This window comes from Terrabacter sp. LjRoot27, from assembly GCF_964254175.1.
Lineage (GTDB): Bacteria > Actinomycetota > Actinomycetes > Actinomycetales > Dermatophilaceae > Terrabacter.
Map to the genome: position 1 here is coordinate 432483 of NZ_CAXUSS020000001.1, position 26962 is coordinate 459444.

23 protein-coding genes and 1 pseudogene are annotated in these 26962 nt (G+C 72.2%); 12 read left to right on the plus strand and 12 right to left on the minus strand.

Translation table 11 applies throughout. The features are described from left to right. Positions 1–2 precede the first annotated feature (2 nt). Positions 3–1097 carry a peptidoglycan recognition protein family protein gene (locus ACSQ2D_RS01985; protein ID WP_435984348.1) on the plus strand — a complete coding sequence of 365 codons (1095 nt, stop codon included), beginning with the start codon at positions 3–5 and terminating at the stop codon, positions 1095–1097. A gap of 12 nt (positions 1098–1109) precedes the next feature. Continuing rightward, positions 1110–2063 carry a phage tail tip lysozyme gene (locus ACSQ2D_RS01990; RefSeq protein WP_435984349.1) on the plus strand — a complete coding sequence of 318 codons (954 nt, stop codon included), beginning with the start codon at positions 1110–1112 and terminating at the stop codon, positions 2061–2063. Between the two features lie 30 nt (positions 2064–2093). Here ACSQ2D_RS01990 and ACSQ2D_RS01995 read toward each other — a convergent pair whose 3' ends face one another. Then, positions 2094–2474: a helix-turn-helix domain-containing protein gene (locus tag ACSQ2D_RS01995; protein ID WP_435984350.1), complete on the minus strand. Its 381-nt coding sequence runs from the start codon at positions 2472–2474 to the stop codon at positions 2094–2096. Between the two features lie 200 nt (positions 2475–2674). Here ACSQ2D_RS01995 and ACSQ2D_RS02000 point away from each other — a divergent pair, with 200 nt between their 5' ends. Both ACSQ2D_RS02000 and ACSQ2D_RS02005 read left to right on the plus strand, forming a co-directional pair. Then, complete coding sequence (locus ACSQ2D_RS02000; protein WP_435984351.1) at positions 2675–3715, plus strand: ATP-binding cassette domain-containing protein; 1041 nt, start codon at positions 2675–2677, stop codon at positions 3713–3715. Further along, positions 3712–4566: an ABC transporter permease gene (locus ACSQ2D_RS02005; protein ID WP_435984352.1), complete on the plus strand. Its 855-nt coding sequence runs from the start codon at positions 3712–3714 to the stop codon at positions 4564–4566. The genes ACSQ2D_RS02000 and ACSQ2D_RS02005 overlap by 4 nt, the downstream gene beginning before the upstream one ends. A gap of 21 nt (positions 4567–4587) precedes the next feature. On the opposite strand, the gene ACSQ2D_RS02010 is transcribed toward ACSQ2D_RS02005, so the two are convergent. Together ACSQ2D_RS02010 and ACSQ2D_RS02015 are read right to left on the minus strand one after the other, a co-directional pair. Continuing rightward, positions 4588–5625: a class I mannose-6-phosphate isomerase gene (locus tag ACSQ2D_RS02010; RefSeq protein WP_435984353.1), complete on the minus strand. Its 1038-nt coding sequence runs from the start codon at positions 5623–5625 to the stop codon at positions 4588–4590. Positions 5626–5648: 23 nt separating this feature from the next. Continuing rightward, positions 5649–6680, minus strand: a complete 1032-nt coding sequence (locus ACSQ2D_RS02015; protein WP_435984354.1) for a LacI family DNA-binding transcriptional regulator — start codon at positions 6678–6680, stop codon at positions 5649–5651. Between the two features lie 231 nt (positions 6681–6911). On the opposite strand from ACSQ2D_RS02015, the gene ACSQ2D_RS02020 reads away from it, so the two are divergent. Continuing rightward, positions 6912–12035, plus strand: a complete 5124-nt coding sequence (locus ACSQ2D_RS02020; RefSeq protein WP_435984355.1) for a GH92 family glycosyl hydrolase — start codon at positions 6912–6914, stop codon at positions 12033–12035. Positions 12036–12116: 81 nt separating this feature from the next. Here ACSQ2D_RS02020 and ACSQ2D_RS02025 read toward each other — a convergent pair. From ACSQ2D_RS02025 to ACSQ2D_RS02035, 3 genes and pseudogenes are all read right to left on the minus strand, one after another. Further along, positions 12117–12353 (minus strand): annotated as a pseudogene (locus ACSQ2D_RS02025) (DUF3224 domain-containing protein); the annotation flags it as partial. Positions 12354–12368: 15 nt separating this feature from the next. Further along, positions 12369–12518, minus strand: coding sequence for a hypothetical protein (locus ACSQ2D_RS02030; RefSeq protein ID WP_435984356.1), 150 nt, complete (start codon positions 12516–12518; stop codon positions 12369–12371). 52 nt (positions 12519–12570) lie between these two features. After that, the gene (locus ACSQ2D_RS02035; protein WP_435984357.1) at positions 12571–12975 is read right to left on the minus strand and encodes a DUF6855 family protein; all 405 of its coding nucleotides are present in this window, start codon (positions 12973–12975) and stop codon (positions 12571–12573) included. A 130-nt stretch (positions 12976–13105) separates the two neighbouring features. Between ACSQ2D_RS02035 and ACSQ2D_RS02040 the strand changes: the two genes are divergently transcribed. Further along, positions 13106–13936 (plus strand): DUF4118 domain-containing protein, encoded by an 831-nt coding sequence (locus ACSQ2D_RS02040; RefSeq protein ID WP_435984358.1) that lies wholly within the window; start codon positions 13106–13108, stop codon positions 13934–13936. 79 nt (positions 13937–14015) lie between these two features. On the opposite strand, the gene ACSQ2D_RS02045 is transcribed toward ACSQ2D_RS02040, so the two are convergent. After that, complete coding sequence (locus ACSQ2D_RS02045) at positions 14016–14912, minus strand: trypsin-like serine peptidase (protein ID WP_435984359.1); 897 nt, start codon at positions 14910–14912, stop codon at positions 14016–14018. Positions 14913–15029: 117 nt separating this feature from the next. Next, on the minus strand, positions 15030–15824 hold the full coding sequence (locus tag ACSQ2D_RS02050) for a deoxyribonuclease IV (protein WP_435984360.1): 795 nt from the start codon (positions 15822–15824) through the stop codon (positions 15030–15032). Between the two features lie 149 nt (positions 15825–15973). Here ACSQ2D_RS02050 and ACSQ2D_RS02055 point away from each other — a divergent pair, with 149 nt between their 5' ends. Beyond that, complete coding sequence (locus ACSQ2D_RS02055; RefSeq protein WP_435984361.1) at positions 15974–17476, plus strand: MFS transporter; 1503 nt, start codon at positions 15974–15976, stop codon at positions 17474–17476. A gap of 74 nt (positions 17477–17550) precedes the next feature. Continuing rightward, positions 17551–18087 (plus strand): DUF4395 domain-containing protein, encoded by a 537-nt coding sequence (locus tag ACSQ2D_RS02060; RefSeq protein ID WP_435984362.1) that lies wholly within the window; start codon positions 17551–17553, stop codon positions 18085–18087. Between the two features lie 4 nt (positions 18088–18091). Here the strand turns inward: ACSQ2D_RS02060 and ACSQ2D_RS02065 are convergent, their stop codons facing one another. After that, a complete protein-coding gene (locus ACSQ2D_RS02065; RefSeq protein WP_435984363.1) occupies positions 18092–19078 on the minus strand; it encodes an LLM class F420-dependent oxidoreductase in 987 nt (328 codons plus the stop codon). A gap of 86 nt (positions 19079–19164) precedes the next feature. Beyond that, a complete protein-coding gene (locus ACSQ2D_RS02070; RefSeq protein WP_435984364.1) occupies positions 19165–19884 on the minus strand; it encodes an MBL fold metallo-hydrolase in 720 nt (239 codons plus the stop codon). A gap of 125 nt (positions 19885–20009) precedes the next feature. Between ACSQ2D_RS02070 and ACSQ2D_RS02075 the strand changes: the two genes are divergently transcribed. Beyond that, positions 20010–20570 carry a type 1 glutamine amidotransferase domain-containing protein gene (locus tag ACSQ2D_RS02075; RefSeq protein ID WP_435984365.1) on the plus strand — a complete coding sequence of 187 codons (561 nt, stop codon included), beginning with the start codon at positions 20010–20012 and terminating at the stop codon, positions 20568–20570. A gap of 4 nt (positions 20571–20574) precedes the next feature. Here the strand turns inward: ACSQ2D_RS02075 and ACSQ2D_RS02080 are convergent, their stop codons facing one another. Beyond that, positions 20575–22128 carry an LLM class flavin-dependent oxidoreductase gene (locus ACSQ2D_RS02080; protein WP_435984366.1) on the minus strand — a complete coding sequence of 518 codons (1554 nt, stop codon included), beginning with the start codon at positions 22126–22128 and terminating at the stop codon, positions 20575–20577. A gap of 28 nt (positions 22129–22156) precedes the next feature. Between ACSQ2D_RS02080 and ACSQ2D_RS02085 the strand changes: the two genes are divergently transcribed. The 3 genes from ACSQ2D_RS02085 to ACSQ2D_RS02095 all read left to right on the plus strand — a co-directional run bounded on the left by ACSQ2D_RS02085 (position 22157) and on the right by ACSQ2D_RS02095 (position 25394). Continuing rightward, positions 22157–23482 carry a M20/M25/M40 family metallo-hydrolase gene (locus ACSQ2D_RS02085; RefSeq protein ID WP_435984367.1) on the plus strand — a complete coding sequence of 442 codons (1326 nt, stop codon included), beginning with the start codon at positions 22157–22159 and terminating at the stop codon, positions 23480–23482. A 31-nt stretch (positions 23483–23513) separates the two neighbouring features. Then, positions 23514–24968: an MFS transporter gene (locus tag ACSQ2D_RS02090; protein WP_435984368.1), complete on the plus strand. Its 1455-nt coding sequence runs from the start codon at positions 23514–23516 to the stop codon at positions 24966–24968. Between the two features lie 96 nt (positions 24969–25064). After that, positions 25065–25394 carry a TfoX/Sxy family protein gene (locus ACSQ2D_RS02095; protein WP_435984369.1) on the plus strand — a complete coding sequence of 110 codons (330 nt, stop codon included), beginning with the start codon at positions 25065–25067 and terminating at the stop codon, positions 25392–25394. Between the two features lie 16 nt (positions 25395–25410). Here the strand turns inward: ACSQ2D_RS02095 and ACSQ2D_RS02100 are convergent, their stop codons facing one another. Beyond that, positions 25411–26928, minus strand: a complete 1518-nt coding sequence (locus ACSQ2D_RS02100) for an HNH endonuclease signature motif containing protein (protein ID WP_435984370.1) — start codon at positions 26926–26928, stop codon at positions 25411–25413. Positions 26929–26962: the final 34 nt, after the last annotated feature.

The window sequence follows — 26962 nt, forward strand, 5'->3', positions numbered from 1 at the left end:
CGGTGAACCCCGCACCCGGCTTCGGCCGTCGCTCCCTCCTCGTCGGCGCCCTCGGCGTCGGCGCGGCGGGAGCGCTCGGCGTCGCCAAGGCGACGCCCTCGAACGCCGCCGTCACGGCCGTCGCCCGCCCGGCCATCGCGTCGTGCGCGACGTGGGGCGCCCAGCCGGCGACCGGTACGGTCAGCATGACCGGGCCGCCGCAGAAGATCCTCGTGCACCACACGGCCTCGGCCAACACGACCGACTACTCGCAGGCGGCGGCACACTCCCTCGCCCGCAACATCCAGCAGTGGCACTTCGCTCGTGGCTGGATCGACTCGGGTCAGCAGTTCACGATCAGCCGCGGCGGCTTCACGATGGAGGGTCGCCACCGGTCGGTCGAGGGGCTCGGCTCCGGGTCGAGCACGGTCTTCCCGCTCGGCGCGCACTGCACGGGCCAGAACTCGACGTCGATCGGCATCGAGAACGAGGGCACGTACACGACCGCCCTGCCGACGACGGCGCAGTGGAACGCGCTCGTCACGCTGTGCGCCTACCTGTGCCAGACGTACGGCCTCGGGCCCGAGGACATCTACGGCCACCGTGACTTCCTCGACACGGAGTGCCCGGGAAACGCCTTGTACGCCAAGCTTCCACAGCTCCGCTCCGAGGTCGCGACCAGGCTCGGCACGAGCAACCCGCCACCGGCACCGACCCGCACGTGGCCGACGCTGCAGCAGGGCAACAGCGGGTTCCGGGTCACCACGGCGCAGTACCTGCTGCGCCACTCGGGCCGCAGCCTCACGGTCGACGGAGCCTTCGGCTCGGGCACCAAGGCCGTGGTCGTCTCCTTCCAGCAGGCGAAGGGCCTGACGGCCGACGGCGTCATCGGCGCCGCGACGTGGGAGTCGCCGCTCGCCGTCACGTGCACCCAGGGCCAGACCTCCGACGCCGTGCGCGGGGTCCAGACCGCGCTCACCGCGCAGGGGTATGCCGTCACGGTCGACGGCGTGTTCGGCTCGGGCACCGCCTCGGCCGTCAAGTCCTTCCAGACCGCCCACGCCCTCGACGCCGACGCGGTCGTGGGCCCCAACACGTGGAGCACGCTGCTCGCGTAGATCGGAGGAACCATGAAGACCAGCACCACCCGAAGGAGCCTCGCCGGGCTCCTCGCAGCTGCGGCCGTCGCCGTCCTCGGCGTCGTCGCGGCCCCGAGCGCCCTGGCCGCCTCGAACGACGAGATCGCCTTCGACTACTTCGTGTCCAAGGGCCTGACCGAGCGCCAGTCCGCGGGCATCGTCGGCAACCTCATCCAGGAGTCGGGCAGCCCGATCAACCCCTATGCCAACCAGCCGAGCGGCCCCGGCATGGGGATCGCCCAGTGGAGCGAGGGCGGACGCTGGGACACCGACTCCCGCGACAACATGGTCTGGTACGCCGGGCTCAGCGGTCGCAGCCGCTACGCCCTGGCGGCCCAGCTCGACTTCACGTGGTACGAGCTGTCGACGTTCTCCTCCTACGGTCTCGCCGACCTCAGGGCGTCGACGTCGGTGAGCACGGCCACGACCGTCTTCATGCAGAAGTTCGAGCGGTGCGGCACGTGCGCGACGACCCAGCGCATCGCGTACGCCAACGACGTGCTGGCCAGGTACGGCTCGGGCGGCACGGGAGGCGGCACGACGGAGACGAGCCTCCCCGTCCTGCGCAGCGGCAGCAGCGGCACCGCCGTGCGCACCCTGCAGTTCATGCTCCGGGCATCGGGTCGCAGCGTGACCGCCGACGGGTCCTTCGGCCCCGCAACGGACTCCGCGGTCCGCAGCTACCAGTCGGCCCACGGGCTCACGGTCGACGGCGTCGTCGGCAACAACACGTGGTACTCGCTGCTGCCGGTGCTGCGCCAAGGCGCGAGCGGCGAGGCGGTCAAGGGTCTGCAGCGCGAGCTCGTCGACGCGGGCTACTCGCTCACCGTCGACGGCTCGTTCGGTCCGGCGACGTACTCCGCGGTGCGCGCGTACCAGTCGAAGACCGGCCTCGTCGTCGACGGTGTGGTCGGCAACAACACGTGGGGCAGCCTCGTCGACTGACCTGCCACACCCCGACGGGGTCGGCGCTGCTCACGCGACGAGCAGCACCGGCCCCGTCGGCGCGTCCGCGGGTGCCGCGATGCTCGACCCGGCCCGCAAGGTGAGGTCGAGGACGCGCCCTCCGGCAGCCGGTCCGTCGGCGAGGTCGCGCAGCTCGCGGTGGGCGGCGCCGACGAGGCCCATGATGCTGGAGCCGAGCGCGACGCAGACGGCCTCGAGCACCTCGGACGAGGGCTCCTTGAGGCCGCGCTCGACCTCGGAGAGGTAGGCGACCGAGATGCCGGCGCGAGCGGCGACCTCGGCGAGGGTGCGGCCCTGGCGGGTGCGCAGGCCGCGCAGGAGCCGGCCGTAGACCTCGCGCAGCAGCGGCGTCCGGAGGGTGGTCTGTGCGCGCGGGGCGAGCTGGGTCATGGCGGTCTCCGATCTCGGTGCGTCGCTCCAGCGTCGCACGCGAGCGCGCGGATCGTGCCCCGGCCGGCGACCCAGGGCGTACGCCGTGGGCGAACTCGCCAAAAAATGTTGACGGCGTTCACTTGGTCGATGAGGCTGTCGGTGGTGACGCCTATGGTCGTCGCACGCCGCAACTCACCACCTCTCCGGGGAGCCCTCACATGACCATCACCACCGACGCGCGCGCCGCGCGCGACCGGTCCACGGGTCCGGCCATCGAGGCCGAGCACCTCGTCAAACGCTTCGGCGACATGACCGCCGTCGACGACGTCAGCTTCTCCGTGCCCCAGGGCACGGTCCTCGGTCTGCTCGGCCCCAACGGTGCCGGCAAGACCACCACCGTCCGGATGATGACGACGCTCAGCACGCCGACGAGCGGGTCCGCCCGCGTCGCGGGCCACGACGTCGTCCGCGACCCCGAGCTCGTCCGCCGCAGCATGGGCCTCACCGGCCAGGCTGCGACCGTCGACGAGCTGCTCACGGGCCGCGAGAACCTCCGGCTCATGGGTTCGCTCTACGGCCTGTCCAAGGCCGAGGTGCGCCGCCTCTCCGACGAGCTGCTCGAGCGCTTCTCGCTCAGCGACGCCGGCAACAAGGTCGTCAAGGACTACAGCGGTGGCATGCGCCGCCGGCTCGACCTCGCGGTCAGCCTCATCGCGACCCCGCCCGTGCTCTTCCTCGACGAGCCGACGACCGGCCTCGACCCGCGCAGCCGCGTCGAGCTGTGGGACGTGCTGCGCGGCCTCGTCCGCGACGGCACGACGCTGCTGCTGACGACGCAGTACCTCGAGGAGGCCGACCAGCTGGCCGAGCGCATCGTCGTCATCGACCACGGGCGCATCATCGCCGAGGGCACGCCGCTCGAGCTCAAGGACCAGTCGGGCAAGGCCGCCATCGTCCTGACCGTGTCGCACGCCGACCAGCTCGAGGCCGCACGGGCCCTGCTCGCGGCCCACGTCCCCGAGGTGCACGTCGACGTGGCCGCCCGTCAGCTGACCGCTCCGGCCGACGGGCTGTCCGACATGACCCGCGTCGCGACGGTGTTCGAGCGCAGCGAGATCGTCCTCGACGACCTCGGCCTGCAGCGGCCCAGCCTCGACGACGTCTTCCTCAGCCTCACGGGCCACCGCGCCGAGCAGCCCACCGCCGACGGCGCCGAGTCCCCCACCGAGCCCAGCACGCAGATCGAGGAGCAGCGATGACCGACTCCGCCGTCAAGGACGCCACCCGGGTGGCGCACGTCGAGCCGCACGACTTCCAGCCGCCGGGCTTCGTCCGTCAGGTCACGACGATGGTGTGGCGCAGCCTCAAGCACATCAAGCGACAGCCCGAGATGCTCACCGACGTCACGATCCAGCCGGTCATGTTCGTGCTGCTCTTCGCCTTCGTCTTCGGAGGCTCGATCGTCATCCCCGGCTTCAACTACCGGGAGTGGCTGATGCCGGGGATCATGGCCCAGACCATGGCCTTCTCGGCGTTCATCGTGGCGATCGGCCTCAACATGGACCTCGGCAAGGGCATCATCGACCGGTTCCGCTCGCTCCCGATCTCGAGGGGCTCGGTGCTCGTCGGCCGCAGCATCTACAGCATCATCCACTCGAGCATCGGCATCTTCGTCATGTCGCTGACCGGCCTCGCGATCGGCTGGCGGATCCACAACGGCATCGGCAAGGCCCTGCTCGCCTTCGCGCTGCTGCTGCTCTTCGGCTTCGCCATGATCTGGGTCGGCATCCTCGTCGGCTCGTCGATGCGCTCGCCCGAGGCCGTCAACGGCCTGATGTTCACGACGATCTTCCCGATCACGTTCCTGGCCAACACCTTCGCACCGACCGTGGGCATGGCCGGCTGGTTGCGCACCATCGCCGAGTGGAACCCGATCAGCTCGCTCGTCCAGGCCATGCGTGAGCTGTGGGGCAACGGACCGGAGGCCCTGCCCGACGCCGCGCTGCCCCTGCACCATCCGGTCCTCACGACGGTGATCTGGTCGGTCGCGATCACCGCCGTCGTCGCCCCGCTGGCGGTGCGTGCGTTCATCCGTCGCACGACCGACTGAGGTCCGGGGGTCCTGCCCCTCTCAGACGGCCGGCATGCAGCGCACGACGGTGAGGTCGCCCTCGACGCGGACGTCGCCCGCACCGTAGGGCACGAGCAGCACGTCGCCCCGCGCCACCTCGGTGGTGCGGGGCGCGTCCGTCCCCGTCGTCAGTCGGCCCCGGCCGGCGACCGCGACGACGACGGCGAAGGCCGCGTCGCCGGCGGCCGGCGCGTCCGGCGTCGCGCTCAGCACCTCGGCCCGGAAGAACTCCGTCGCCTGCTCGGGCAGCGCATGGCCCGCGCCCGAGACGTCGACCCAGCGACGACGCAGGGCTGCGAGGCCGTCCGCGGTCAGCGGCCCACGGTCGACGCTCTCGAGCGCGCGCGGGACGGTGAGGCCGAGGAAGGCGTGTGCCTCCTCGAGGCCGAACCGGCTGTGCTCGAGCATGACGGAGAGGTCGGTCGGTTCCTGCAGCTCGAGGACGAAGACGCCCTCGCCGATGGCATGGGGCTGACCGCCGGGCACGAGCAGCGCGTCACCGGGCGACACCTCGATGCGGTTGAGGGCGGCGAGGAGCCGCTCGTCCTGCGCCTCGACGAGCTCGGCCAGCTCCTCGGCCGGGAGCTCCTCGCGGAAGCCGAGCCACACGCAGGCGCCGGGCTCGGCGTCAAGGACGATCCAGGCCTCGGTCTTGCCGTGGTCGCAGTCGAGGTGGGCGGCGGCGAAGGCGCGGTCGGGGTGGGAGTGGACGGGCAGCCGCTCTCCCGCGTCGAGCAGCTTCGTCAGCAGGCCCGGCTCGAGGCCGTGCCGGGCGACGTGGTCGGCTCCGAGCCAGTGGTCGGGGTCGTCGGCGAGAGCGTCGGGCAGCGGCGTCCCGTCGGCGAGCACCGTGACTCCGCCACCGCCCTCGGCGAAGAGCCGCGTCGTCGAGGCGAGCCAGTCCTCGGGGCGGTGGTCGTCGAAGCCCTCCGGCACGTCGAGCCCGCGGAAGGCGAGGATCCGCTCGCCGCCCCGGTAGAAACGGTGGGGCGTGTTCGGCGGCAGTCGGGTCGGGTCGGACACGGTGGTCTGGGACACGGTGCTGGTGCTCCTCGGGTCGGTCAACGGGTCGGGGTGCCGCGGCGGACGCCCGAGGCGCGGACGATGAGCCGCGTCGGCATGACGACGGTCTGGGCCTGCGACTCGTCGCCGAGCAGGCGGGCGAAGAGCTGCTGGGCGGCCTTCTGCCCCATGGCCGCCGGGTCCTGGTGCACCACGGTGACCGGTGGGTCGATGAGGGCGGCGAGCTCGAAGTCGTCGTAGCCGACGAGCGACAGTGGCAGCCGCAGCTCGCGCAGGGCGAGGAGGGCGGCGAGCGTGATGCGGTTGTTGCCGGTGATGACCGCGGTGATCGGCTCCGGACCGGTCGTCCACTGGCTCAGCGACTCGTGCACGGAGACCGGGGTGTGCGGACCCATCGAGACGCGTGCGCTCGTGGGCAGGCCGAGGCTCTGCTGCGTCGTGACGAACGCGTCGCGGCGCTGCCGGGCCGTCCAGAACGCCGGGTCGTCGCCGTAGAAGGCGATGTTGCGGTGGCCGTGGGCGACGAGGTGCTCGACGGCGCTGCGGATGCCACCGTGGTTGTCGCTGAGGATCGTGTCGCGCGGGGTGCCGCGCACGGGACGGTCCATGTAGACGATCGGGGTGTGGCTCGCCTCGAGGACGGCGTCCGAGGAGGCGCTCTCGTCGGCGGGGACGACGACGATGCCGTCGACGCGGCGGTTCACGAGCGCCTCGATGACGGCGCGTTCGCGGGACGGCGAGCCCTCCGCGGACGCCGTGATGAGCTGGTGCTGCCGGATGCGCGCCTCGCGCTCGACGGCTGCGCCGACCTGGGAGTAGAAGGGGTTGGCGAGGTCCTCGACGACGAGGGCGATGGTGAAGGTGCGGCCCTGGCGCATGAGGCGGGCGCCGTCGTGGCGTCGGAAGCCGAGTCGCTCGATGACGGCCCGCACCCGCTCGGCCGTGTCGGGACGCACGCCCGGCTCGTGGTTGACCACGCGCGAGACGGTCTTGACCGAGACGTGGGCCTCGGCGGCGACGTCAGCCATGGTCGGGCGGGCGGCTGTCCGGTGGTCAGACAACGCTGTCATGCCCCGCAGTCTGGTCAGCGAGCGCCCGGATGGCAACGCCACGACGGCGTTCGGGCACGCTGTCACGCCGTTCTGTCCGATCCGATGTCCTGACCGGACAAGATCGGTTCGGGCTGTTGACGCCCTTTGTCGGGTGCGGCGAGTCTCGCCGGGTCGGAGGCGGCTCGGGGTCGTCGGCGCCGACCTCACATTCAGCACGGCTCAACGACGAGCACGGAGGAACCCATGTCCATGAGATCCGGGATCCACAGAGGCGTCATCGCCCTGGCAGTCCTGGCCACGTCGACCGCGGGTGCGGTCGCCGGTCCCGCCCACGCGAGCGCCCTCGGCAGCACTGCCGCGGCGCCGCTCTCAGCACCCACGGCACCCACGGCAGCCGCCGGAGCGGGTGACTTCTCGACGTCGTTCGAGGCCGGTCAGCCGCAGCCGGAGCTCTCGACGGTCGAGGTCGGCCCCGATGGCCCGCGCCAGCAGAACGTCTCCGGCACGGCGAGCGCGAACGGCAGCCTCCTCGGCTCGGTCGTCGGCGTCACCGCGAGCGCAGAGAACGCCCCGGGAGAGGTCGCGGCGAACCTCGCCGACGCCAACCCCGACAGCAAGTGGCTCGCCTTCGCCTCGAGCGCCTGGGTGCGCTACCAGCTCGGCACGCCGGCCAAGGCCGTCCGCTACTCGCTGACCTCGGCCAACGACTCCCCGGAGCGCGACCCGAAGGACTTCACGCTCCAGGGGTCGGCCGACGGCACGACGTGGACCGACCTCGACCGCCGTACCGGCATCGACTTCTCGGGACGCTTCGCGACCCGGACGTTCGACGTGACGACGCCCGGGACGTACGCGTACTACCGGCTCAACGTCACCGCCATCCACTCGGGCGGCACCGTCCAGCTCGCCGACTGGGACCTGTCCGACGGCAGCACGGGCTCCGGCCCGGCGACCCCGATGAAGACGATCGTCGGCTCCGGCCCGATCTCGGGCTTCAACATCAAGCCCCTCGTCGGCTGGACCGGCGTCAAGGCGCTGCGCTACTCCGGCGGCCACACGGCCGACGGTCGTGGCTACGCCTGGAACCGCCTCTTCGACGTCGACCTGCCGGTGACGCCGCAGACCCGGCTCAGCTACAAGATCTTCCCCGACATGATCGCCGGTGACCTCGAGTACCCGTCGACGTATGCCGCCCTCGACGTCCGCTTCACCGACGGCACGTACCTGTCCGACCTCGGCGCCGACGACCAGCACGGTGTCGCGGCCAGCCCGAGCGGTCAGGGCAAGGGCAAGATCCTCTACGCGAACCAGTGGAACGCGGTCTCGCTTGACGTCGGCACGGTCGCCGCGGGCAAGACGATCGACCGCGTCCTCGTCGGCTACGACAACGTCGGCGGTGCGACGAAGGACACCCGCTTCGGCGGCTGGGTCGACGACATCGCGGTCCAGGCCGACCCGGCCGTCATCGACGGCTCGGACCTGACGAACTACGTCGACGTGCGGCGCGGCACCAACGCGTCGGGCGGCTTCTCGCGCGGCAACAACCTGCCGATCAGCGCGGTGCCCAACGGGTTCACCTTCTTCACTCCGGTGACGAGCGCCAACTCGCAGTCGTGGGAGTACTACTACCAGTCGCAGAACAACGCGGCGAACCTCCCTGTCCTGCAGGGACTTGCGGTCTCGCACGAGCCGAGCCCGTGGATGGGTGACCGCAACCAGATGTCGGTCATGCCGTCCGTCGCGACGGGCACGCCGACGGGCAGCGCGTCCGGTCGCGGTCTCGCCTTCGACCACGCGACCGAGGTCGCCCACCCGGACTACTACAAGGTGGCCCTCGCCGGCGGCCTCACCGCCGAGACGGCCCCGGCCGACCACGGCGGCGTCTACCGGTTCACCTTCCCCGCCTCGGCGAGCAAGGGCAGCCTCGTCGTCGACACCATCGACGACAACGGCACCTTCACCGTCGACGCGGCGACCGGCACCATGACGGGCTGGGTCGACAACGGCAGCGGCCTGTCCGCCGGCCGCAGCCGGATGTTCGTCTACGGCACCTTCGACCGGCCGGCCACCGCCGTGGGCACGGCGCCGGGTGGCCACACCGGCACCCGCTACGCGTCCTTCGACACGAGCACGAGCAAGCAGGTCACGCTCAAGCTGTCGACGTCGTTCATCTCGCTCGACCAGGCGAAGAAGAACCACGCCCTCGAGCTCGCGACGCGCGACTTCGATGCAGTGCGAGCCGCGGCCAAGACGGCCTGGAACGCACGCCTCGGCGTCGTCAGCGTCAAGGGCGCCAACGACACCGAGCGGACGACGCTCTACTCCAACCTCTACCGGCTCAACCTCTACCCCAACAGCCAGTTCGAGAACACCGGTACGGCTGCGGCCCCGCGCTACCAGTACGCGAGCCCCGTCACGGCCAAGAGCGGTTCGGCCACGGCGACGACGACGAACGCCGCCGTCAAGGACGGCAAGATCTACGTCAACAACGGCTTCTGGGACACCTACCGCACCGTGTGGCCGGCCTACAGCCTGCTCTACCCGGAGGTCGCCGCCGAGATCGCCGACGGCTTCGTGCAGCAGTACCGCGACGGTGGCTGGGTCGCGCGGTGGAGCTCGCCGGGCTACGCCGACCTCATGACCGGCACGAGCTCCGACGTGGCGTTCGCCGACGCGTACGCCAAGGGTGTCAAGCTGCCCGACCCGCTCGCGGCCTACGACGCCGCCGTGAAGAACGCGACGGTCCTGCCGACGTCGAGCGCGGTCGGTCGCAAGGGCCTCGACACCTCGACCTTCCTGGGCTACACGAGCACCGACACGGGCGAGAGCGTCTCGTGGGGCCTCGAGGGTCTCGTCAACGACTTCGGCATCGGGACCATGGCGGCCAAGCTCGCCAAGGACCCGGCCACGCCGACGTCACGCCGCGCGCAGCTCGTCGAGGAGTCGAAGTACTTCCTCGAGCGGGCGACGCACTACGGCAACCTCTTCAACCCCAAGGTCGGCTTCTTCCAGGGCCGCGGCGCCGACGGCACCTTCCCGTCGAGCTTCGACCCCGAGGACTGGGGCGGTGACTACACCGAGACGAACGCCTGGAACTTCGCCTTCCACGCGCCCTTCGACGGCAACGGCCTCGCGAACCTCTACGGCGGCCGTGACGCGCTCGCGAAGAAGCTCGACACGTTCTTCTCGACGCCCGAGACGGCGACGAAGCCCGGCGGCTACGGCGGCGTCATCCACGAGATGCTCGAGGCACGCGACGTCCGCATGGGCCAGCTCGGCCAGAGCAACCAGGTGAGCCACCACATCGCCTACATGTACGACTGGACCGGCCAGCAGTGGAAGACGGCCGAGAAGGTCCGCGAGATCATGCGTCGCCTCTACGTCGGCGGCGAGATCGGCCAGGGCTACCCGGGCGACGAGGACAACGGCGAGATGTCCGCCTGGTACGTCCTGTCCTCGCTCGGCATCTACCCGCTCCAGGTCGGCTCGGCCAACTGGGCCATCGGCTCGCCGAAGTTCGACCAGGTCACGGTCAAGCGCACGCAGGGCGACCTCGTCGTCAACGCGCCCGGCAACTCCGAGCGCAACATCTACGTGCAGGGCGTCACCGTCGACGGCAAGAAGCACAAGAGCGTCTCGATCAGCCAGGACGAGCTCACGGGCCCGACCACGGTCGACTTCGCGATGGGTGCCAAGCCGTCCGACTTCGGCTCGCGTGCCCAGGACGCCCCCCCGTCGCTGACGCAGGGCACCGAGGCGCCGAAGCCGCTCAAGGACGCGACCGGTCCCGGCCGCGGCACCGCGACGGCGACCGACCTCGCGTCGGGTGCCGACGCCAAGGCGCTCTTCGACAACACGTCGCGGACCGGGGTGTCCTTCACCTCGGGCACGCCCTCGGTGACCTTCGCCCTCTCGGGCGTCGGCCAGCGCGCCACCTGGTACACCGTCACCTCGGGTCCCAAGGCCGGCGACCCGTCGGCGTGGCGCCTCGAGGGCAGCAAGGACGACGGCGCGACCTGGCAGACGCTCGACACGCGCACGGAGCAGGTCTTCCCGTGGCGGGTGCAGACGCGTCCGTTCGAGATCGCGCACACCGGGACGTTCACGACCTACCGCCTCGTCGTCACGGCGACCGTGGGTGGGGCGGCTGCGAACCTGTCCGAGCTCGAGCTGCTCACCGACGGCTCCAAGGCCCAGAACACCGGGCTCAAGGTCTCGGCGGCCGAGCCGTTCGAGGTCGCGGAGGACGCCGCCTGGTCGGGCACCCTCGCCACCTTCTCGGGTGGCGTCGGCCAGGGCACCGACCCGGCCGACTCGGCCACGGCGACCATCGCGTGGGGTGACGGGACGTCCTCCGCGGGCACCATCGAGGCCGGCGACCTCGGCTCGTACACCGTCCGTGGCACCCACACGTGGGCCGAGCCGGGGCCGTACCAGCCGAAGGTCACCGTCACGACGGCGAACGACAGCGGCTCCGCCCTCGGAGCCGTGACCGTGCACCAGGCGTCCACGCCGGCGTATGCCGCAGGGTTCGACTCCGTGTGCTTCGGCAACGTCGGCGACGTCGTCCACTGCGACGGCAAGGACGCGGGCCTGTCCCGTGCCGCGCTCGCCGCCGCGGGTGGCGTGCCGGGCAAGCTGCTCACCGTGCCCGGGACCGACCTGCGCTACTCGATGCCGGGCATCCCGGTCGGCGAGAAGGACAACGCGACGGGCGCGGGTCAGACCCTGCCCGTGACGCTGGCCCCGGGGGCGACGAAGCTGTCGCTCATCGGAACGGGCACGCAGCGCAACCAGGACACGACTGCCACGGTGCGCTTCACCGACGGCTCGACGACGAGCTACCCGGTGCAGTACGGCGACTGGTGCGGGTCCGCGCAGTTCGGCAACACCGTGGCGATCGAGATGGCCTACCGCCTCAACGGCACGGGCACCGACGGCTGCCGCGCCAAGCTGTTCGCCACCGCGCCGCTCACGGTGCCGGCCGGCAAGACGGTCGAGTCGGTGACCCTGCCGACACAGACCGGCGACCCGACGACGGCCGGACGGATCCACGTGTTCGCCGTCGCCGACAACGGGTCGGCCCTCACGGTCGCGGCCGGTGCCGACGCCATGGCGACGACCGGTGCCGACACCGACGTCACGCTCGGCACCGCCTCGGGCGGCGTCCCTGCGGCCACGGGTTACACGGCCCGCGTCCAGTGGGGCGACGGGACCGTGACCGAGGACGCCACCGTGACGACGGCGTCCGACGGCACCGCCACGGTGACGGGTGGTCACACGTGGGCCACCGCCGGCACCTACACGGTGCGGGTCCTCGTCTCGGACTCGAGGTCCGACGTGCTGAGCTCGCTCACCGTCACGGTCGGCTAGCCGGAGGGCACCACGGGCACCACGGGCACCACAGCAGAGCGGCGCGGGGAACACGCCTCCCCGCGCCGCTCTGCTGCGTGCTCACCCGAGGTTGTGCTCGAAGTGCATGCGGTGGGTGCCGTCACTGTCGACGTGCAGCCGGACGGTGCCCGCGATGCCGGCCAGCTCGTCGGTGCCGCTGCCCGGCACGATGAGGCCGTACTCGTTCGCCCGGTCCGCGCCGCTCGTCGAGGCTGCGTGCACGAAGTTGAAGGCGCCGCGCCTCCCGGCGACGGTGCCCTCGAACGACTCGAGCGCGACGTACGTGCCGACGCCGGAGGTCTGGTCGAAGGCCTACGTGAACTGCGTGACGCTGCGCCCCTCGACGTCACCGGCATACGCCTTGCGCAGGCGCAGGTGCCCGGTGGGTAGCGCCGTCGTGACGTCAGGGACGTAGTCGGTGACGTCGAGGTCGGACGTCGTGAAGGTCGAGGTGCTCAGCATGGACTCGACGCTATCGACCCGAATGCCGTTGGGATAGAACGTTCCCGACCGGTCACCGGGCTCGCATGCGGTTGTTGCGTGGCTGGTGCTCCACCTCGGCGAGCCCGAGCTCCTCGAGCAGCGGTGGCAGGTACATGCCGACGCGTCCGCGGTAGCCCCTGCGCATGCCGTACCAGCCGCCGAGCGGGTTGGCCTCCGAGCGCGCCCAAGCCTCCACGGTCCCCTCCTTGGCCGGCTTCTGCTCGTCGGCCGCCCCGAGCGCGACCCAGTCACCCTGCCCGCGCAGCCAGGCGTGGAGGTCGTCGACGACGCGGGCGTCGTAGGTCAGGCGCGTCGACCCCACCTGGCAGACGAGCTGGGCCGGCTCGGAGGTGTCGTCGCGGTGCATCGTGTACTCCGAGGTGCCCGGCGGGGTGCGCAGGACCCACGGGTCGTCGGGGCTTCCGGTCCCGCTCACGGGAGTCCTCCTGGCTCGGCGTCGTCGTCCCCACCCTTTGTACTCCCGCGTCGTCAGGATGGCGTCAAGATCGCGTCAGGATGACGCCCGGGCCGCCCCGCGCCGCGGCCGGTGGGTGTTGCGTGGGCTCATGACCACCGACTGGCTCGCCGAGCACCGCGCCCTGACGCGGTGGGGATCCCTGCTCCTGCCGATCGCCGTGGGCGCGACCCTCGGGCTGCTCCGCGACGGGATGAACCAGAGCACCGCCGCCATGGTCCTCGTGCTCACGGTCGTCGCGGCCGCTGCCACCGGTGACCGGGTCGCCGGGGTCGCCGCCGCGCTCGCGGCCGCCGGCGCCTTCGACTTCTTCCTCACCGAGCCGTACTACTCGCTCTCGATCCACCACCGGGACGACCTCGAGCTCGCCGTCGCGCTCGTCGTCGTGGGCCTCGCCGTCACGGAGATCGCCCTCTGGGGTCGTCGGCAGCAGGCCGCCGCCCAGCGCCGGGACGGCTACATCTCCGGTCTGACCCAGCTGCTCGACCTGCCGCCGGACACCACCGAGGACGCCCGGTCGACGGCCATCGCGTCCGCGATCACCACGGTCCTGGGCGCCGACCGGTGCACGTGGGACGCCGGCCACCCCCGCTGGAACGACGCCGTCATCGGTGCGGACGGCCAGGTCACCACGGCCGGGCGCCGCCTTCCCGTCGAGCGCGCGGGGCTGCCCACCGACGGCTACACGGCCGTCGTCGTCCGTCGCGGGAGCGACGTCGTCGGCCACTTCCGCGTGACCGCGTCGACCCACGTCGCGCGGCCGACCGCCGAGCAGCTGCGCGTCGCCGTGCTCCTCGCCGACCGGATGGCGAACGCACGAACGCCGCGGCCCGCCACCGAGGAGGGGATGGCGGGACGCGGCGCAGGCGTGCGGGCGCGAGGAGCCGGCATCGTCGGCGACCCGTTCGCAACCCCTGAGTAACCTAGGGGCCCGCGGGAGCCCGTTGGGTAAAGAGACGGTCAGGAATTCCTGAGACCGCGCTGGGAGCGCGGTCGCGGCTTCAGGACGAGCTCGCCGCGGTGTAGACCGCCTGCTCGACGGAGCCGAAGTACGGGCCGTACATGACGTCCTTCTCACCCCGGTAGCCGAACGAGTTGAGCGAGTTGAGCCTGCCGCCCGTGATCCACCCGCCGCCCGACGAGCCGCCCGTCATGGTGCAGGGGAGCCGGTTGTCGGTCGAGCCCCTCGTGTCCTTCGTCGTCGGGCCCGAGCAGCGCCACAGCGTCTGGCCGTCGTAGGGGCTCGCCTGGGGGTAGCCGTAGGCGTCGAAGGTCAGGTTGTAGCCCTGGTTGAACGCGATCGGGTAGGAGCCGCCCACCGTCGCGAGGAGCGTCTTGCCACCGACCGGGTTCATGACGGCGAAGCCGATGTCGTGGTTGAAGTCGCCGCTCGTGCGCCACTCCGTCGACGTCAGCAGGGTGCGCGCCGTGAACGTGCCGTAGGGACGGGCGCCGTTCTCGTACTTCGGCACGAAGGCGAAGTTCGTCACGTAGGCGCCCGGCCCCTCGTTGACGCAGTGCCCAGCCGTCGTGACGACCGAGCTGTTGCCGCTCGCGGTCACGGTGCCGGAGCACACGTAGTTGAGGCCCTTCTCGGTGAAGAAGACCTTGCCGAAGAGGGGCGTGGCGGGCACCTTGACGGCGGTCGCGCTGCTCGTGCCACCACCGGGCCTGCCCTTGAGCGGAACGTACTTGTTCTCGCGCGGGATGGCGCTCTTCATCCGGGCCGACGTCCAGTAGCCGGTGATCCGCTGCTGCTCGGCCGTCGTCGTCGCGGCCGCGTGCCGGTCGACGTGGCTGCTCGTCCTCGCCGCGGTCGCGGTCGGCGCCACGGCGACGACGACCGCCAGGGCCCCGGCCCCCAGAGCCGCCGTGGCGGTCTTGATGATCATGCGCATGAGTTCCTCCTCCAGAGGGAGGACCGCCGGCCAACCCCCGAGCGGCGGCCCACCTCGCACGGTAGGCCGCCGTCGCCCCTCGGTGAGGGTTGTCGGGGTAAAGAAGTGGTCAGGACCTCAGACCTGCGACCGCAGCCACGCGATGTCGGCGCTCTGGCCCTCGAGGCCGCCGGGGGTCTCGCACACGACCGGTGCCCCGGCCGCGCGGATGACGCCGGCGAGCGCCTCGCCCGCGATGTGCCCGGACCCGAAGTTCGTGTGCCGGTCGGCGCCCGAGTCGAACTCGTCGCGCGAGTCGTTGGCGTGGACGAGGTCGATGCGTCCGGTGATGGCGCGCACCTGCTCGACGACCGTGCCGAGGTCGTTGCCGCCGGCATGGGCGTGGCACGTGTCGAGGCAGAAGCCGACGTGCTCGCTCCCCGAGGCCTGCCCGATGGCATCCCACAGCCGGGCGATGGCCTCGAGCCGACGGGCCATGGCGTTGTCGCCGCCGGCGGTGTTCTCGATGAGGAGCGGCACCGGAAGGTCGAGCCCCTCGATGCACTTGCGCCAGTTGTCGAAGCCCGTCGCGGCGTCCTCGTCGGCGCCGAGGTGGCCGCCGTGGACGATGACGCCCTTGGCGCCGATCTCGGCCGCGGCCGTCAGGTGCTGCTGGAGCAGCTTGCGACCGGGGATGCGGATGCGGTTGTTGAGGCTCGCGACGTTGATCGGGTAGGGCGCGTGGACGTAGAGGTCGATCCCCGCGGCCTCGGCGTCGGCCTTGAGCGCCTCGGCGCCACCGGCGTACCGGATCACGGGGCCCTTGTAGCTCTGCGGGTCGCCGAGGAAGAGCTGCGAGAGCGACGCCCCGCGCGCCTTCGCCTCCGCGATCGGGTCCTCCTGGTCGACGTGCGCACCGATGTGTAGAGCCATGTCGCCAGCGTATGCCGCCTCGCCGACACCGATTTCGCGTGGCCGTGTCGAGATGGCGCGGGCCGGTTCGACGTGAGGGCATGACGACGACCTCGCAGCCCCAGACCCCGTCCACCTCCCGGTCCACGTCGCGGTCCACGTCGCGGTCCATGTCGCGGTCCACCTCGCGACCGACCCGCCGCCAGCGGGTCGCCCTCGGCGTCCTCGCCCTGACGGCCCTGCTCCTCTCGCTCGACGTCAGCGTCCTCTACCTCGCGCTGCCCGAGCTGTCCGCCGACCTCGGTGCCAGCACGACCCAGCAGCTGTGGATGCTCGACATCTACTCCTTCGTCCTCGCCGGCTTCCTCGTGACGATGGGCGCGGTCGGTGACCGGATCGGGCGCAAGCGTCTGCTGCTCATCGGTGCGGTGGCCTTCGGCGTCGCGAGCGCGGCCGCCGCGTACGCCTCGAGCCCGGGCCAGCTGATCTTCTGGCGGGCCCTGCTCGGCATCGCCGGCGCGACCCTCATGCCGTCGACGATGGGTCTCATCCGCACGATCTTCACCGACGAGAAGGCGATGATGACGGCCATCGGCGTCTGGTACTCGTGCTTCATGGGCGGCATGGCCGTCGGTCCGCTCGTCGGCGGCGTCCTGCTCCAGCACTTCTGGTGGGGCTCGGCGTTCCTGCTCGGCGTCCCGTTCATGGTGCTGCTCGTCGTCGTCGGCCGTCGCGTCCTGCCGGAGTCCGACATCCGCGCCGGTGCGCGCGTCGACGTCGCCAGCTCGGTCCTGTCCCTCGCCGCCATCCTGCCGGTCATCTACGGCTTCAAGGAGATCGCCCGCGGCGGCGACACGACGACGGCCCTGCTGACGATGTCGGTCGGCTGCGCCCTCGGCCTCGTCTTCGTCCGCCGTCAGCGGCGCATCGCCAACCCGCTCGTCGACCTCTCGCTCTTCCGCAGCCGCGCCTTCTCCACGGCGCTCGCGGTGATGCTCGTCGGCGGCGTCGTCATGGCGGGCGTGTCGTTCCTCAGCTCCCAGTGGCTGCAGCTCGTCGCGGGCCTCGACCCGCTCGGCGCGGGCCTGTGGATGCTCCCGGCCAACATCGCCCTTCTCGTCGGTGCGTCGTCGTCGGCGCGGATCGCCCAGCGGCTCGGCACGGCGCGCACCATGGCCACCGGCCTGCTCGTCTGTGCCGCCGGCCTCGCGCTCTACACGCAGGTCGGCCCCACCCAGGGCCTCGGTCTGCTCGTCTTCGGCATGTGCCTGACGTCCTTCGGGATCATGCTCCCGTCGACGCTGACGATGGGCGTCATGATGCAGTCGGCCCCGCCGGAGCGCGCCGGGTCGGTCGCGTCGATGTCGGAGACGTCGGGAGAGTTCGGGATCGCCGTCGGCATCGCCGGGCTGGGGTCGCTCGCGACCTTCGTCTACCGCGACCAGCTGACGCCGTATGCCGCCGCGCACGCCGGGAGCACCACGTCCGCCGCGCTCGACTCACTCGCAGGCGCCGTCCGGACGGCGACCACGCTGCCGGCCGAGGCCGCCCACGAGCTCGTCGCCGCGGCGCAGGGCGCCTTCACCGCGAGCCTTGCCGTCGTGGCCGGCGTCGGGGCGGCGCTCTTCGTCGCCTGCGCGGTCGTCGCCCTCCGCGTCCTGCGCTCGCGCTGACCGGCCGGGCAGGACGGTTCCGGATGCTGAGCAGCCGTTGTATAACCACATCTTATGTCGTGCATAATGCATGGATGAGCTCCTCGCGCTTCCCCGCCGTCGTCGACGACATCACGGTCCGGCTCATCGCGGCCGTGGTGCTCGTCATCGGCGTCATCGCCCTCGCGACCCAGCAGTGGTGGCTCTACGCCGTCCTCGCGGTCGACTTCAGCCTGCGGGCCGCGCTCGGACCCTCGGCCAGCCCGGTCGCCCGGATCGTGCAGCGGTGGATCCGACCCGCCGTCGCCGCGCCCAAGCGGCCGACGGCCGGCCCGCCCAAGCGGTTCGCGGCGACCATCGGGGCCGTCATGACGGTCGCCGCGACCGCGCTCTGGGTCGTCAGCCTCCTTACCGGCTCGTCGGGTGCGCTCGCCGCCGTCGTCGTCATCGGCGTCGTCATGGTGCTCTTCCCGGCGCTCGAGTCGATCTTCGGCGTCTGTGTCGGCTGCATCCTCTTCTCGGGCCTCATGCGCCTCGGCGTCATCCCGGAGGAGGTCTGCCTCGAGTGCGCGGACATCACGAAGCGCCGCGAGCGTCTCCTCGCCGAGCGCGCGGGCCAGCAGGCGGCCTGACTCCTCAGCCGGCGGCGGCGCGCAGCTTCTCGAGCAGCGGCCCGGCGGCCTCGTCGAGGAAGCGTGCCTGGGCGTCCCCGCCGATCTGGACCAGTGCGATGTCGGTGAAGCCCGCCTCCCAGTAGGGGCGCACGGCCTCGACGACCGCGTCGAGGTCGGGTCCGCACGGGATCGACGCGGCGACGTCCTCGGGCCGCACGAACTGCGTGGCGCCGGCGAAACCCGCCGGGGTGGGCAGGTCGGCGTTGACGGACCAGCCGCCGCCGAACCAGCGGAACTGCTCGTGGGCGCGGGCCACGGCCGCGTCGCGGTCGGGGTCCCAGCTGATCGGGATCTGGCCGATGGCGCGCGCGCCGGACCCGATGCGCTCCGCGCCGTCGATGCGGTTCCACGTCTCGACGAGGTCGGCCTCCGGCTGCACCGCGATCATGTGGTCGGCGAGCGGGGCGAGCCGCTCGATCGACGCGTCACCGCTCACGGCGACGGCCACCGGGACGAGGATGTCGGGCAGGTCCCAGATGCGTGCCGAGTCGACGTCGAAGTACTCGCCGTGGTGGGTCACGAGCTCACCGGAGTGCAGCTGCCGGATGATCTCGATGGCCTCGACGAGCATCTCCTGACGGGTCACGACCCCGGGCCAGCCCTCGCCGACGACGTGCTCGTTGAGGCTCTCGCCGCTGCCGAGGCCCAGGGTGAAGCGGCCGTCGGAGAGCAGCTGCATCGTCGCCGACTTCTGCGCGACGACGGCCGGGTGGTAGCGCATCGTCGGGCACGTCACGTAGGTCATGAGCTCGAGGCGCTCGGTGGCCTGGGCCACGGCGCCGAGCACCGACCAGGCGTACGGCGCGTGGCCCTGCTCGGTGAGCCAGGGGGAGTAGTGGTCGCTCGAGACCGCGAGGTCGAAGCCGACCTCCTCGGCGCGGACGGCCCACCGGACGAGGTCCTTGGGGCCGCTCTGCTCGGTCATCAGGGTGTATCCGAAGTTCGTCACGCGGGAGACCTACCCATTCTCGGGGCACTGCCTGTACAAGGTCTGTCCACAGTTGTGGACAGGTCTGTGGATGGTGGCCCGTCGCATCACGACGGGCGGTGCCTCCCGAGGAAGGCGCGGATGGCCTCGCGCGGTCGGTCGCGCAGCTCGGTGCCGTGCGTGAAGGCCGCGACGTCGTAGTCGAGCTCGCCGAGCAGGTGCGCGGTCTGCTGGGTCATGCGGAAGTCCGTGCAGAAGGCCTTGACGGGCCACCGCAGCCCCAGGACGTTGAAGATCGCGTCGCCGGTGATGAGGGTGCGCGACTCCTCGTGGAGCAGCGAGACGTGCCCGGGGGAGTGCCCGGGCGTGTGGACCACTCGCAGGCCGCCGGCGATGGGCAGCACCTCGCCGTCGGTCATCTCGCGCTCGACCGTGAGCGGCTCGAAGTCCCGGCCGGGCCGGGAGAAGCGGTCGACGAGCCGACCGAGCAGGAAGCTGCGGTCGCGCGGGGGTGAGGACCCCTCGACGGCGTACGCCGCGTCGCCGTGGTGGACCGTGAAGCCGCGTCCCGTCTCGCGGGCCACGTGCGCCGCCCCGCCGGCGTGGTCGGGGTGGGCATGGGTCAGCAGCAGCCGGGTGACGTCGGAGGGAGCAGCCCCGATGGCGCCGAGGGCAGCGATGACCTTGGGCCCGGAGCTCGACAGTCCCATGTCGACGAGCGTCACCTGGCCGTCGTCGTCGCGCAGGATGAAACCGTTGACGAGGTCGCGCACGAGCGGGATGCGCCAGACGTTCGGCGCGAGCGGAACCACGAGGTCCTTGGCCATGGGCCGACCCTAACCGCGACCGATGCCGCCCGCCCGCGCTGTCGAACGTCGGGTGAGCCGCGGCGGCCCGGTGGGTAGGAGCCGAGGGTGGCAGTTCACGCCACCCCAGAGCAAAGGAGGGCCACATGGCCAAGCGAGTCGCATTCCTCGTCGCGAACGAGGGCATCGAGCAGGTCGAGCTGACCGAGCCGTGGAAGGCCGTCACCGACGCCGGGCACGAGGCCGTCGTCGTCAGCCCCGAGGCCGGCGAGGTGCAGATGTTCAACCACCTCGACAAGGGGGACACCAAGGCCGTGGACGTCACGGTCGCCGACGCCAGGGCCGAGGACTTCGACGCGCTCGTGCTGCCCGGTGGCGTCGCCAACCCCGACAACCTGCGCACGCACGCCGACGCCGTGGGGCTCGTGCGGGACTTCGTCGCGTCGGGCCGACCCGTCGCCGCGATCTGCCACGCGCCGTGGACCCTCATCGAGGCCGACGTCGTCAAGGGGCGTCGCCTGACGTCGTGGCCGAGCCTGCAGACCGACATCCGCAACGCGGGTGGCGAGTGGACCGACGAGTCGCTCGTCGTCGACGGCAACCTCATCACGAGCCGCAACCCCGACGACCTGCCCGACTTCTGCGGCGCCGTCGTCGAGGCGCTCGAGCACGGCTCGGCGGCCGCCACGGCCGCACCGTCGGCCTGAGCGATCAGCCGAACCCGTGGCGGGCCAGCGGGTGGAGCAGCTCGCGCTCCTCGTAGGCGAGGTGTGACAGGAGCGTGTCGGTGAGCAGGTCGAGGGCGCGCTGGACCTCGTCCAGCGCGTCCTGGCCTGCCCGGCCGTACTCCTCGGTCCCGACGAGCCCGACAAGGGCGTCGTCGACCTGTTCGAGCACGTCGGCGATGACGTGGTGCTCCTCCTCGAGCCGGTCGATGACCGGGCCGAGGTCGGGCTCGGCGCCGCGCAGGTGGACGAAGATGCTGCGGTCCTCGAGCGTGTGGTGCCCCGTGACGAGGCGGCAGTACGTCTCGCAGTAGGCCCCGAGCGTCCAGTTGTTCTGGCGCATCGCCATCGTGTTGATGACCGAGCGCGCCGCCCCGGTGGACATCGAGCCACGGCGCACCTGGCCGACGATGTCGCGCAGCTGGGCGAGCTCGCCGCGCAGGTGGTCGTGCACGTCGACGAGGTGCTGCGGGACCGCCTGCTGGGCGGGAGAGTATGCCGCGTGCTCGGCCTTGGCGGTCACGGGACGGTCGTCCTCGCGCCAGGGGAGGGCGGGGCTGAGTCGGACCCCGTCGTCCGGTGTCGCGCGGGCGGTGAGCGGGGAGCCGTCGACAGGAGCAGCGGCTGGGTGGACCGGAGTCGCTGAGGCGCGTTCGGCGTCGACGAGGTCACGCACCGCTGGGGCGACCTCGGCGGCATACCGCCTCACGACGTCGGGCTCGTCGGTGCCGAGGACAAACGTGCTCATCCCCTCCGTCAGGGCGAGGCCGGCCAGCTGCTCGGCCCAGTCGTCGGCCGTGCCGCGGAGGAAGCCGCGACCCGTGCCGAACGAGCCGAAGACGTTGTACATCCGCCGGATCGCCTGGGGGCCGCGCCCGGCCCGGTCGGCGGCCTCGTCGATGACGGCGTTCATCCCGGCGAGGGCCTCGGGGTCGGCGTAGCCCATGCTCGGCAGCCAGCCGTCGGCGAGACGGGCGGTGACCCGCAGCATGCGCGGCTTGTAGGCGCCGAGCCAGATCTCGACGCGGTGCACCGGGAAGGGGCCGGCGTGCATCCCCGCGACGGAGTAGTGCTCGCCCGGGACCGTCACCGACCGCGCCCCCGGCTGGTCGGGGTCCTGGCCCCAGACGCCGCGGATGATGCGGATCGCCTCGACGAGCGCGTCGACCGCCTCCCCGGGCGTGCGGCGCTCGCCGCCCGCCGCGACGATCGCGTCCCAGAAGGCGCCGGTGCCGAGGCCCAGCTCGGCGCGGCCCCCGCTGATGACGTCGAGGGTCGCGACCTGCTTGGCCAGGCCGACGGGTGGGCGGAGCGGCAGGTTGGCCACGTTGGCCGCGACCCGGATCGCGCTGGTGCGCACGGCGACGGCCGTGAGCAGGGTGGAGGTGTCGAGGTGCTTGGCGTTGTAGGGGTGGTCCTGGACCGTGAAGAGGTCGATGCCCACGACGTCGGCGAGCTGCGCCAGCTCGAGCGTCTCGTGCACCCGTGAGGCGTCGGGGCTCGCGAACACCCCGAACTGCAGCTCGTGCCCGTAGTCCATGCGGTCAGGGTGGCATACGCTCCGGGCCATGAACGGGGACGACGCTGCCGTCGAGGCGCTACGGGCGCTCATCCGCATCCCGACGGTCTCCGACTGGGACCCGGCGCTCGAGGACCGGGCGGCGTTCGAGGCTCTCCTCGCCGAGCTGCGCGAGCGGTTCCCGCGGCTGCACGCCGCGTGCGAGGTCGACCGCATCAGCGGGGACGCCCTCCTCGTGCGCTGGCCGGGGCGTACGCCTGAGGCGCCGGTCGTGCTCATGGCGCACCTCGACGTGGTCCCGGTCGACGACCCCTCCGTCTGGACGCACCCGCCCTTCGCGGCGGAGCTCGCCGACGGGCACGTCTGGGGTCGTGGGGCGCTCGACTGCAAGGGATCGCTCGTCGCGACGTGCCAGGCGGTCGAGGACCTCATCACCGAGGGCGTCACGCCGGGCCGGGACGTGTGGCTCTCGTTCGGCTGCAACGAGGAGGTGTCGGGGCGCGCCGCCAAGGACGCCGTCGCGATCCTGCGCGAGCGGGGCGTCGAGCCGTGGTTCGTCATCGACGAGGGCGGCGCCATCGTCCAGGGCGCGCTCCCGGGCGTCGACGCCCCCATGGCCGTCATCGGGGTCTCCGAGAAGGGCACCGTCGACGTCGACCTCACCGCCCGGGGCGACGGTGGCCACGCCTCGGCGCCGCGCCGGATGGGCGCGACGAGCCGGCTCGCCCGCGCCATCCTGCGCCTCGAGCGCAGGCCCTTCCCGAGCCACCTGCCCGACGCCACCGTCGACATGCTCGAGCGCGCCGGCGCCCACGCGCGTATGCCGTATGCCGCGGTCTTCGGCCACGCGCGCCGTCTGCGACCCGTGCTCGCCCGGGTCCTCCCGCGGCTGGGGCACGAGACCGCGGCGCTCACCCGGACGACGGTGGCCGTCACCCAGCTCTCGGGGTCTCCCGGCGCCAACGTCATCGCCGCGACCGCCCGCGCGCACGTCAACATGCGGGTCATGGTGGGGGAGACGGTCGACGGCGCCATCGAGCGGATCCGCCGCACCGTCAAGGACCCCCACGTCGAGGTGACGCTGGTCAGTGGCGACGAGCCCAGCCCCGTGTCGCCGACGGACGACACGGCATACGCCCTCCTCGAGTCGACGCTGCGGGACGTGTTCCCCGGGACGGTCGCCGTCCCGTACGTCATGCTCGCGGCGACGGACTCACGCCACTTCCACCGGGTGTGGCCGCGCGTCTACCGCTTCACGCCGTTCCGGATGACCGACGCGCAGCGCGCCTCTATCCACGGCGTCGACGAGCGCATCGGGGTGGCAGACCTCCGTGACGGCGTCGCGTGGTACCGCCGCCTCATCGAACAGCTCTAGTCGAATCAGTCTGAGAGAGAACGAGATCCGCATGTCAGACAGCACGGCCGTCTCCGATGCCGCCCGGGCCGTGGCCCGCAGCCCGATCACCAAGGTCGTCGGCTTCCTCATCTGCGTCGAGCTCGCGAGCGGGGTGCTGCAGGGCTACTACACGCCGATCTTCACCGACATCGCGCGCCACCTGTCGATCAAGGACGCGGACGTCAACTGGTTCGAGGCCGCCCAGCTCATCGTGTCGGCGCTCGTGGTCCCGCTCCTCGCGCGGCTCGGCGACCTCATCGGCCACCGCAAGGTGCTCCTGCTGTCGACCGTCGTCACCGCGCTCGCGTCGTGGGGTGTCGCGTTCGCCCCGAGCTTCGGGCTCTTCCTCGTCGCGTGGGCGATCCAGGGCTTCTACGTCGTGTGGCTGCCGATGGAGGTCGCGATCATCCACCGCCGCACCGGCGGCTCCGAGCGGCGCGTCCGGGGTGCTGCCGGCCTGCTCGTCGCCGGTCTCGAGCTCGGAGTCATCGCGGGCGCCCTGACGAGTGGTGCCCTCGCCGAGTCGCTCGGCATGACGGCCCTGCTCGCCCTGCCGGCCGTCGTCGTGACGCTGGCCCTCGTGGCGATCTGGTTCGGCGTCGAGGAGTCGCCTGTGCTCGCCCACGGCTCCGTCGACTGGCGTGGCTTCTGGCTGATCACCCTCGCGCTCGGCCTCGTCATGGGCGGGCTCGTCATGCTGCGCGTCCTGGGCCCGGCGAGCCCGTGGCCGTGGGCCGTCCTGGGGCTCGGCGCGGCCGCGTTCGTGCCGTTCGCGCGCGTCGAGCTCGCCCACCCGGAGCCCCTCGTCGACCTGCGCATCCTCTCGGCGCGCGGCCAGTGGCCCGTCCAGGCGACGGCCTTCCTCTTCGGCGTCTCGGTGCTCGGTGCGCAGATCCCGCTGTCGACCTTCGCGCGCACCGACCCGGCCGTCACCGGCTACGGCCTCGGTGCCTCCGCCGGCAAGGTGTCGATCATCATCGGTGGCTACGTGCTCTCCCTCGCCGTCGGCGCGCTGCTCCTGCACCTGCTCGCCCACCGGACCGGGACGCGGGTGGCGATGGTCGTGGCGGCGGTCCTCGTCGCGGTCGGCTACCTGCTCTTCCTCCCCTTCCACGACACCCTCGCCCAGACGATGACGAACATGGTCATCGCGGGCCTCGGGTCCGGGGCCCTCGTCGCGGGCCTGCCGACGGCGGCCGCCGCGCAGGCGCCGCCGACCCACACCGGCCTGACGACGGGGATGACGAACACGACGAAGACCATCGGAGGCGCGTTCGCCTCGAGCGTCTTCGCCATCGCGCTCGCCTCGACGGGCACGGTCGACGCGGAGGCGACGGCCCACGCGTCCCTCTCGGGCTACCTCGCGGTGTGGACGATCTGCGGTGTCACGGCCCTCGTCGCGGCCGCCTTCCTCGCAGTCGTGCGACCGGTCAGCGACAGGTTCGCTGCTGCGGTGCCCGGCTGAGCACCTCGCCGGCGCCCCCGGGACGAGCCGCTCGTAGGCCCCTGATCGCACGCCCATGTGACGCCGTCGCGACCCGTGTGGTGGTGTCATGGAGCCATGGACGTGCCGAAGCAGACTGACGAGGCCAGCGCCCGCTTCCGGGACCTCGCCGGCGAAGGGTCCGGGGTCGAGGTCAAGCCGATGTTCGGCACTCTCGCCGCGCTCGTCGACGGGCACGTCTTCGCCGTCGCGCTGGGCGACGTCGTCGGGGTGAAGCTCCCCCCGGACGCCCTCGCCGAGCTCGGTGCCGTGCCCGGATCGGAGGTCCTGACGATGGGTGGCCGCCGCATGAAGGCGTATCGCAGCCTCCCCGCGGGTATGCCGTCCGCTGAGCGCCGCGTCTGGCTGGCGCGGGCGCGTGACCACGTCGCAAGCCTGCACTCCTGAGGAGGACCGCTGCCGCTCAGAAGGGCGGCTGGTCGTGCTCGACCGGGGGAGCCGGGCCTGAATCGCGTTGGGACGGTGGGGGATCGGACCGTGGGACCGGGTCGTCCCGTCGCGCGGGTGGGTCGACGCCGGCGCGCCAGTTCTTGGGGTGGGTGGTGTAGCTGCGGCCGGTGAGGGTGGTCCAGGTGAGGCCGTGGTCGGTGTCGGGTGCGGAGGTCCAGGTGCCGGTGGTCTTGAGGTTGTGGTGGAGGCGGTGTTTGGCGTGGAGGTTGTCGGTGCTGGTGGGTCCGGTGGGCCAGGGGGTCTCGTGGTCGAGGTCGCAGCGGGTGGCGGGGACGTGGCAGTCGGGTCCGCGGCAGGTGCCGTCGACGGCTTGGACGTGCTCGAGGACGGCTTGGGTGGGGCGGTAGGTGCGGGTCGCTCGGGTGAGGGCGCGGCCGGTGCGCAGGTCGACGGGCAGGGTGGCCCAGACGGAGCCGGGTCGGGTGATGATCTCGCGGGCGTGGGTGGCGGTGACCCAGCCGTGGCCGGGCAGCTCGCACGCGGTGTCGGCCTGTCCGGTGGCGACCTCGAAGGGCACGACGATCCACGCCAGCGATGCCGCCTGACCAGCGGCCGCGTGGGCGGGACCGGGCTCGGTGGTGCCCGATCCGCGCAGGAGGGCGTCGGTGGCGAGGTCGGCGCGGAGCTGGTCGAGGGTGCGGGCATCGCCCGCGCCGCGCAGTCCCCGCGCGGTGGTGTCGAGGTGGTCCATGACCGCGGCGACGGACGCGGCGTCGGTGGTGACGGTCAGCCAGCCCATCCCGTCGTCGGTGAGGCGGCCGAACACCCCGCGCCGGGCCCGGGCGTGCGCGTGCCGCTCGGCGCTGCCCCGGGTGTCGACCGAGGCGATCGCGCGCCGCAGCCGGGCGGTGAAGGTGCGTTGCGGGAGGGGTTGGCCGTCGCGGGTCGGGGCGAGCACGGCCTGTGCGACGGTGGTGACGTCGGCGTCGGGCAGCAACGCGGTGTCGGAGGCGACCTGCAGCGCGCGGTGCAGCGACAGCCGCCCGGCGCGCAGCGCGTTCAGGACGACTCGGTGCCGGCGGGGTGCGGTGGCCAGGGTGAGCCGGCGGGCGACCTCACCGGTGCCGACGCCGGTCGCGAGCGCGATCTCCTCGGTGACGACCCGCTCGGGAGAGACCCGCGCGGACACCCGGGCGGCGGCACCAGCGGGCAGGGCGTCGATCTGCTGGGCCTCGATGGTGGCCAGTGCGCCGTACGCGGCGAGCAGGTCGGCCTCGAGGCGGGCCTTGGCGACCTCGAGCGCCTGGATCGCGGCGAGCACCCGCTCCCCGGCCCGCGCCAGCCCCTCGAGCGCCGCCGCCGCTCGGGCCCGCCCGCGCCCCGCGCGCAGCTGCGTGAGGACCGGGTCGAGGACGGGGTCGAGGGTGCGCGCCCAGTGGTCCGGGTCGGAGGACCATCGGGCACGCAGCACCGGCCAGGGCCCTCCCGAGCGCACGGCGGAGGTCTCGGCCGGCGACGCGACGTACGGCACGGGAACCTCCTTTCGATGGCATCTTCAGGACCTC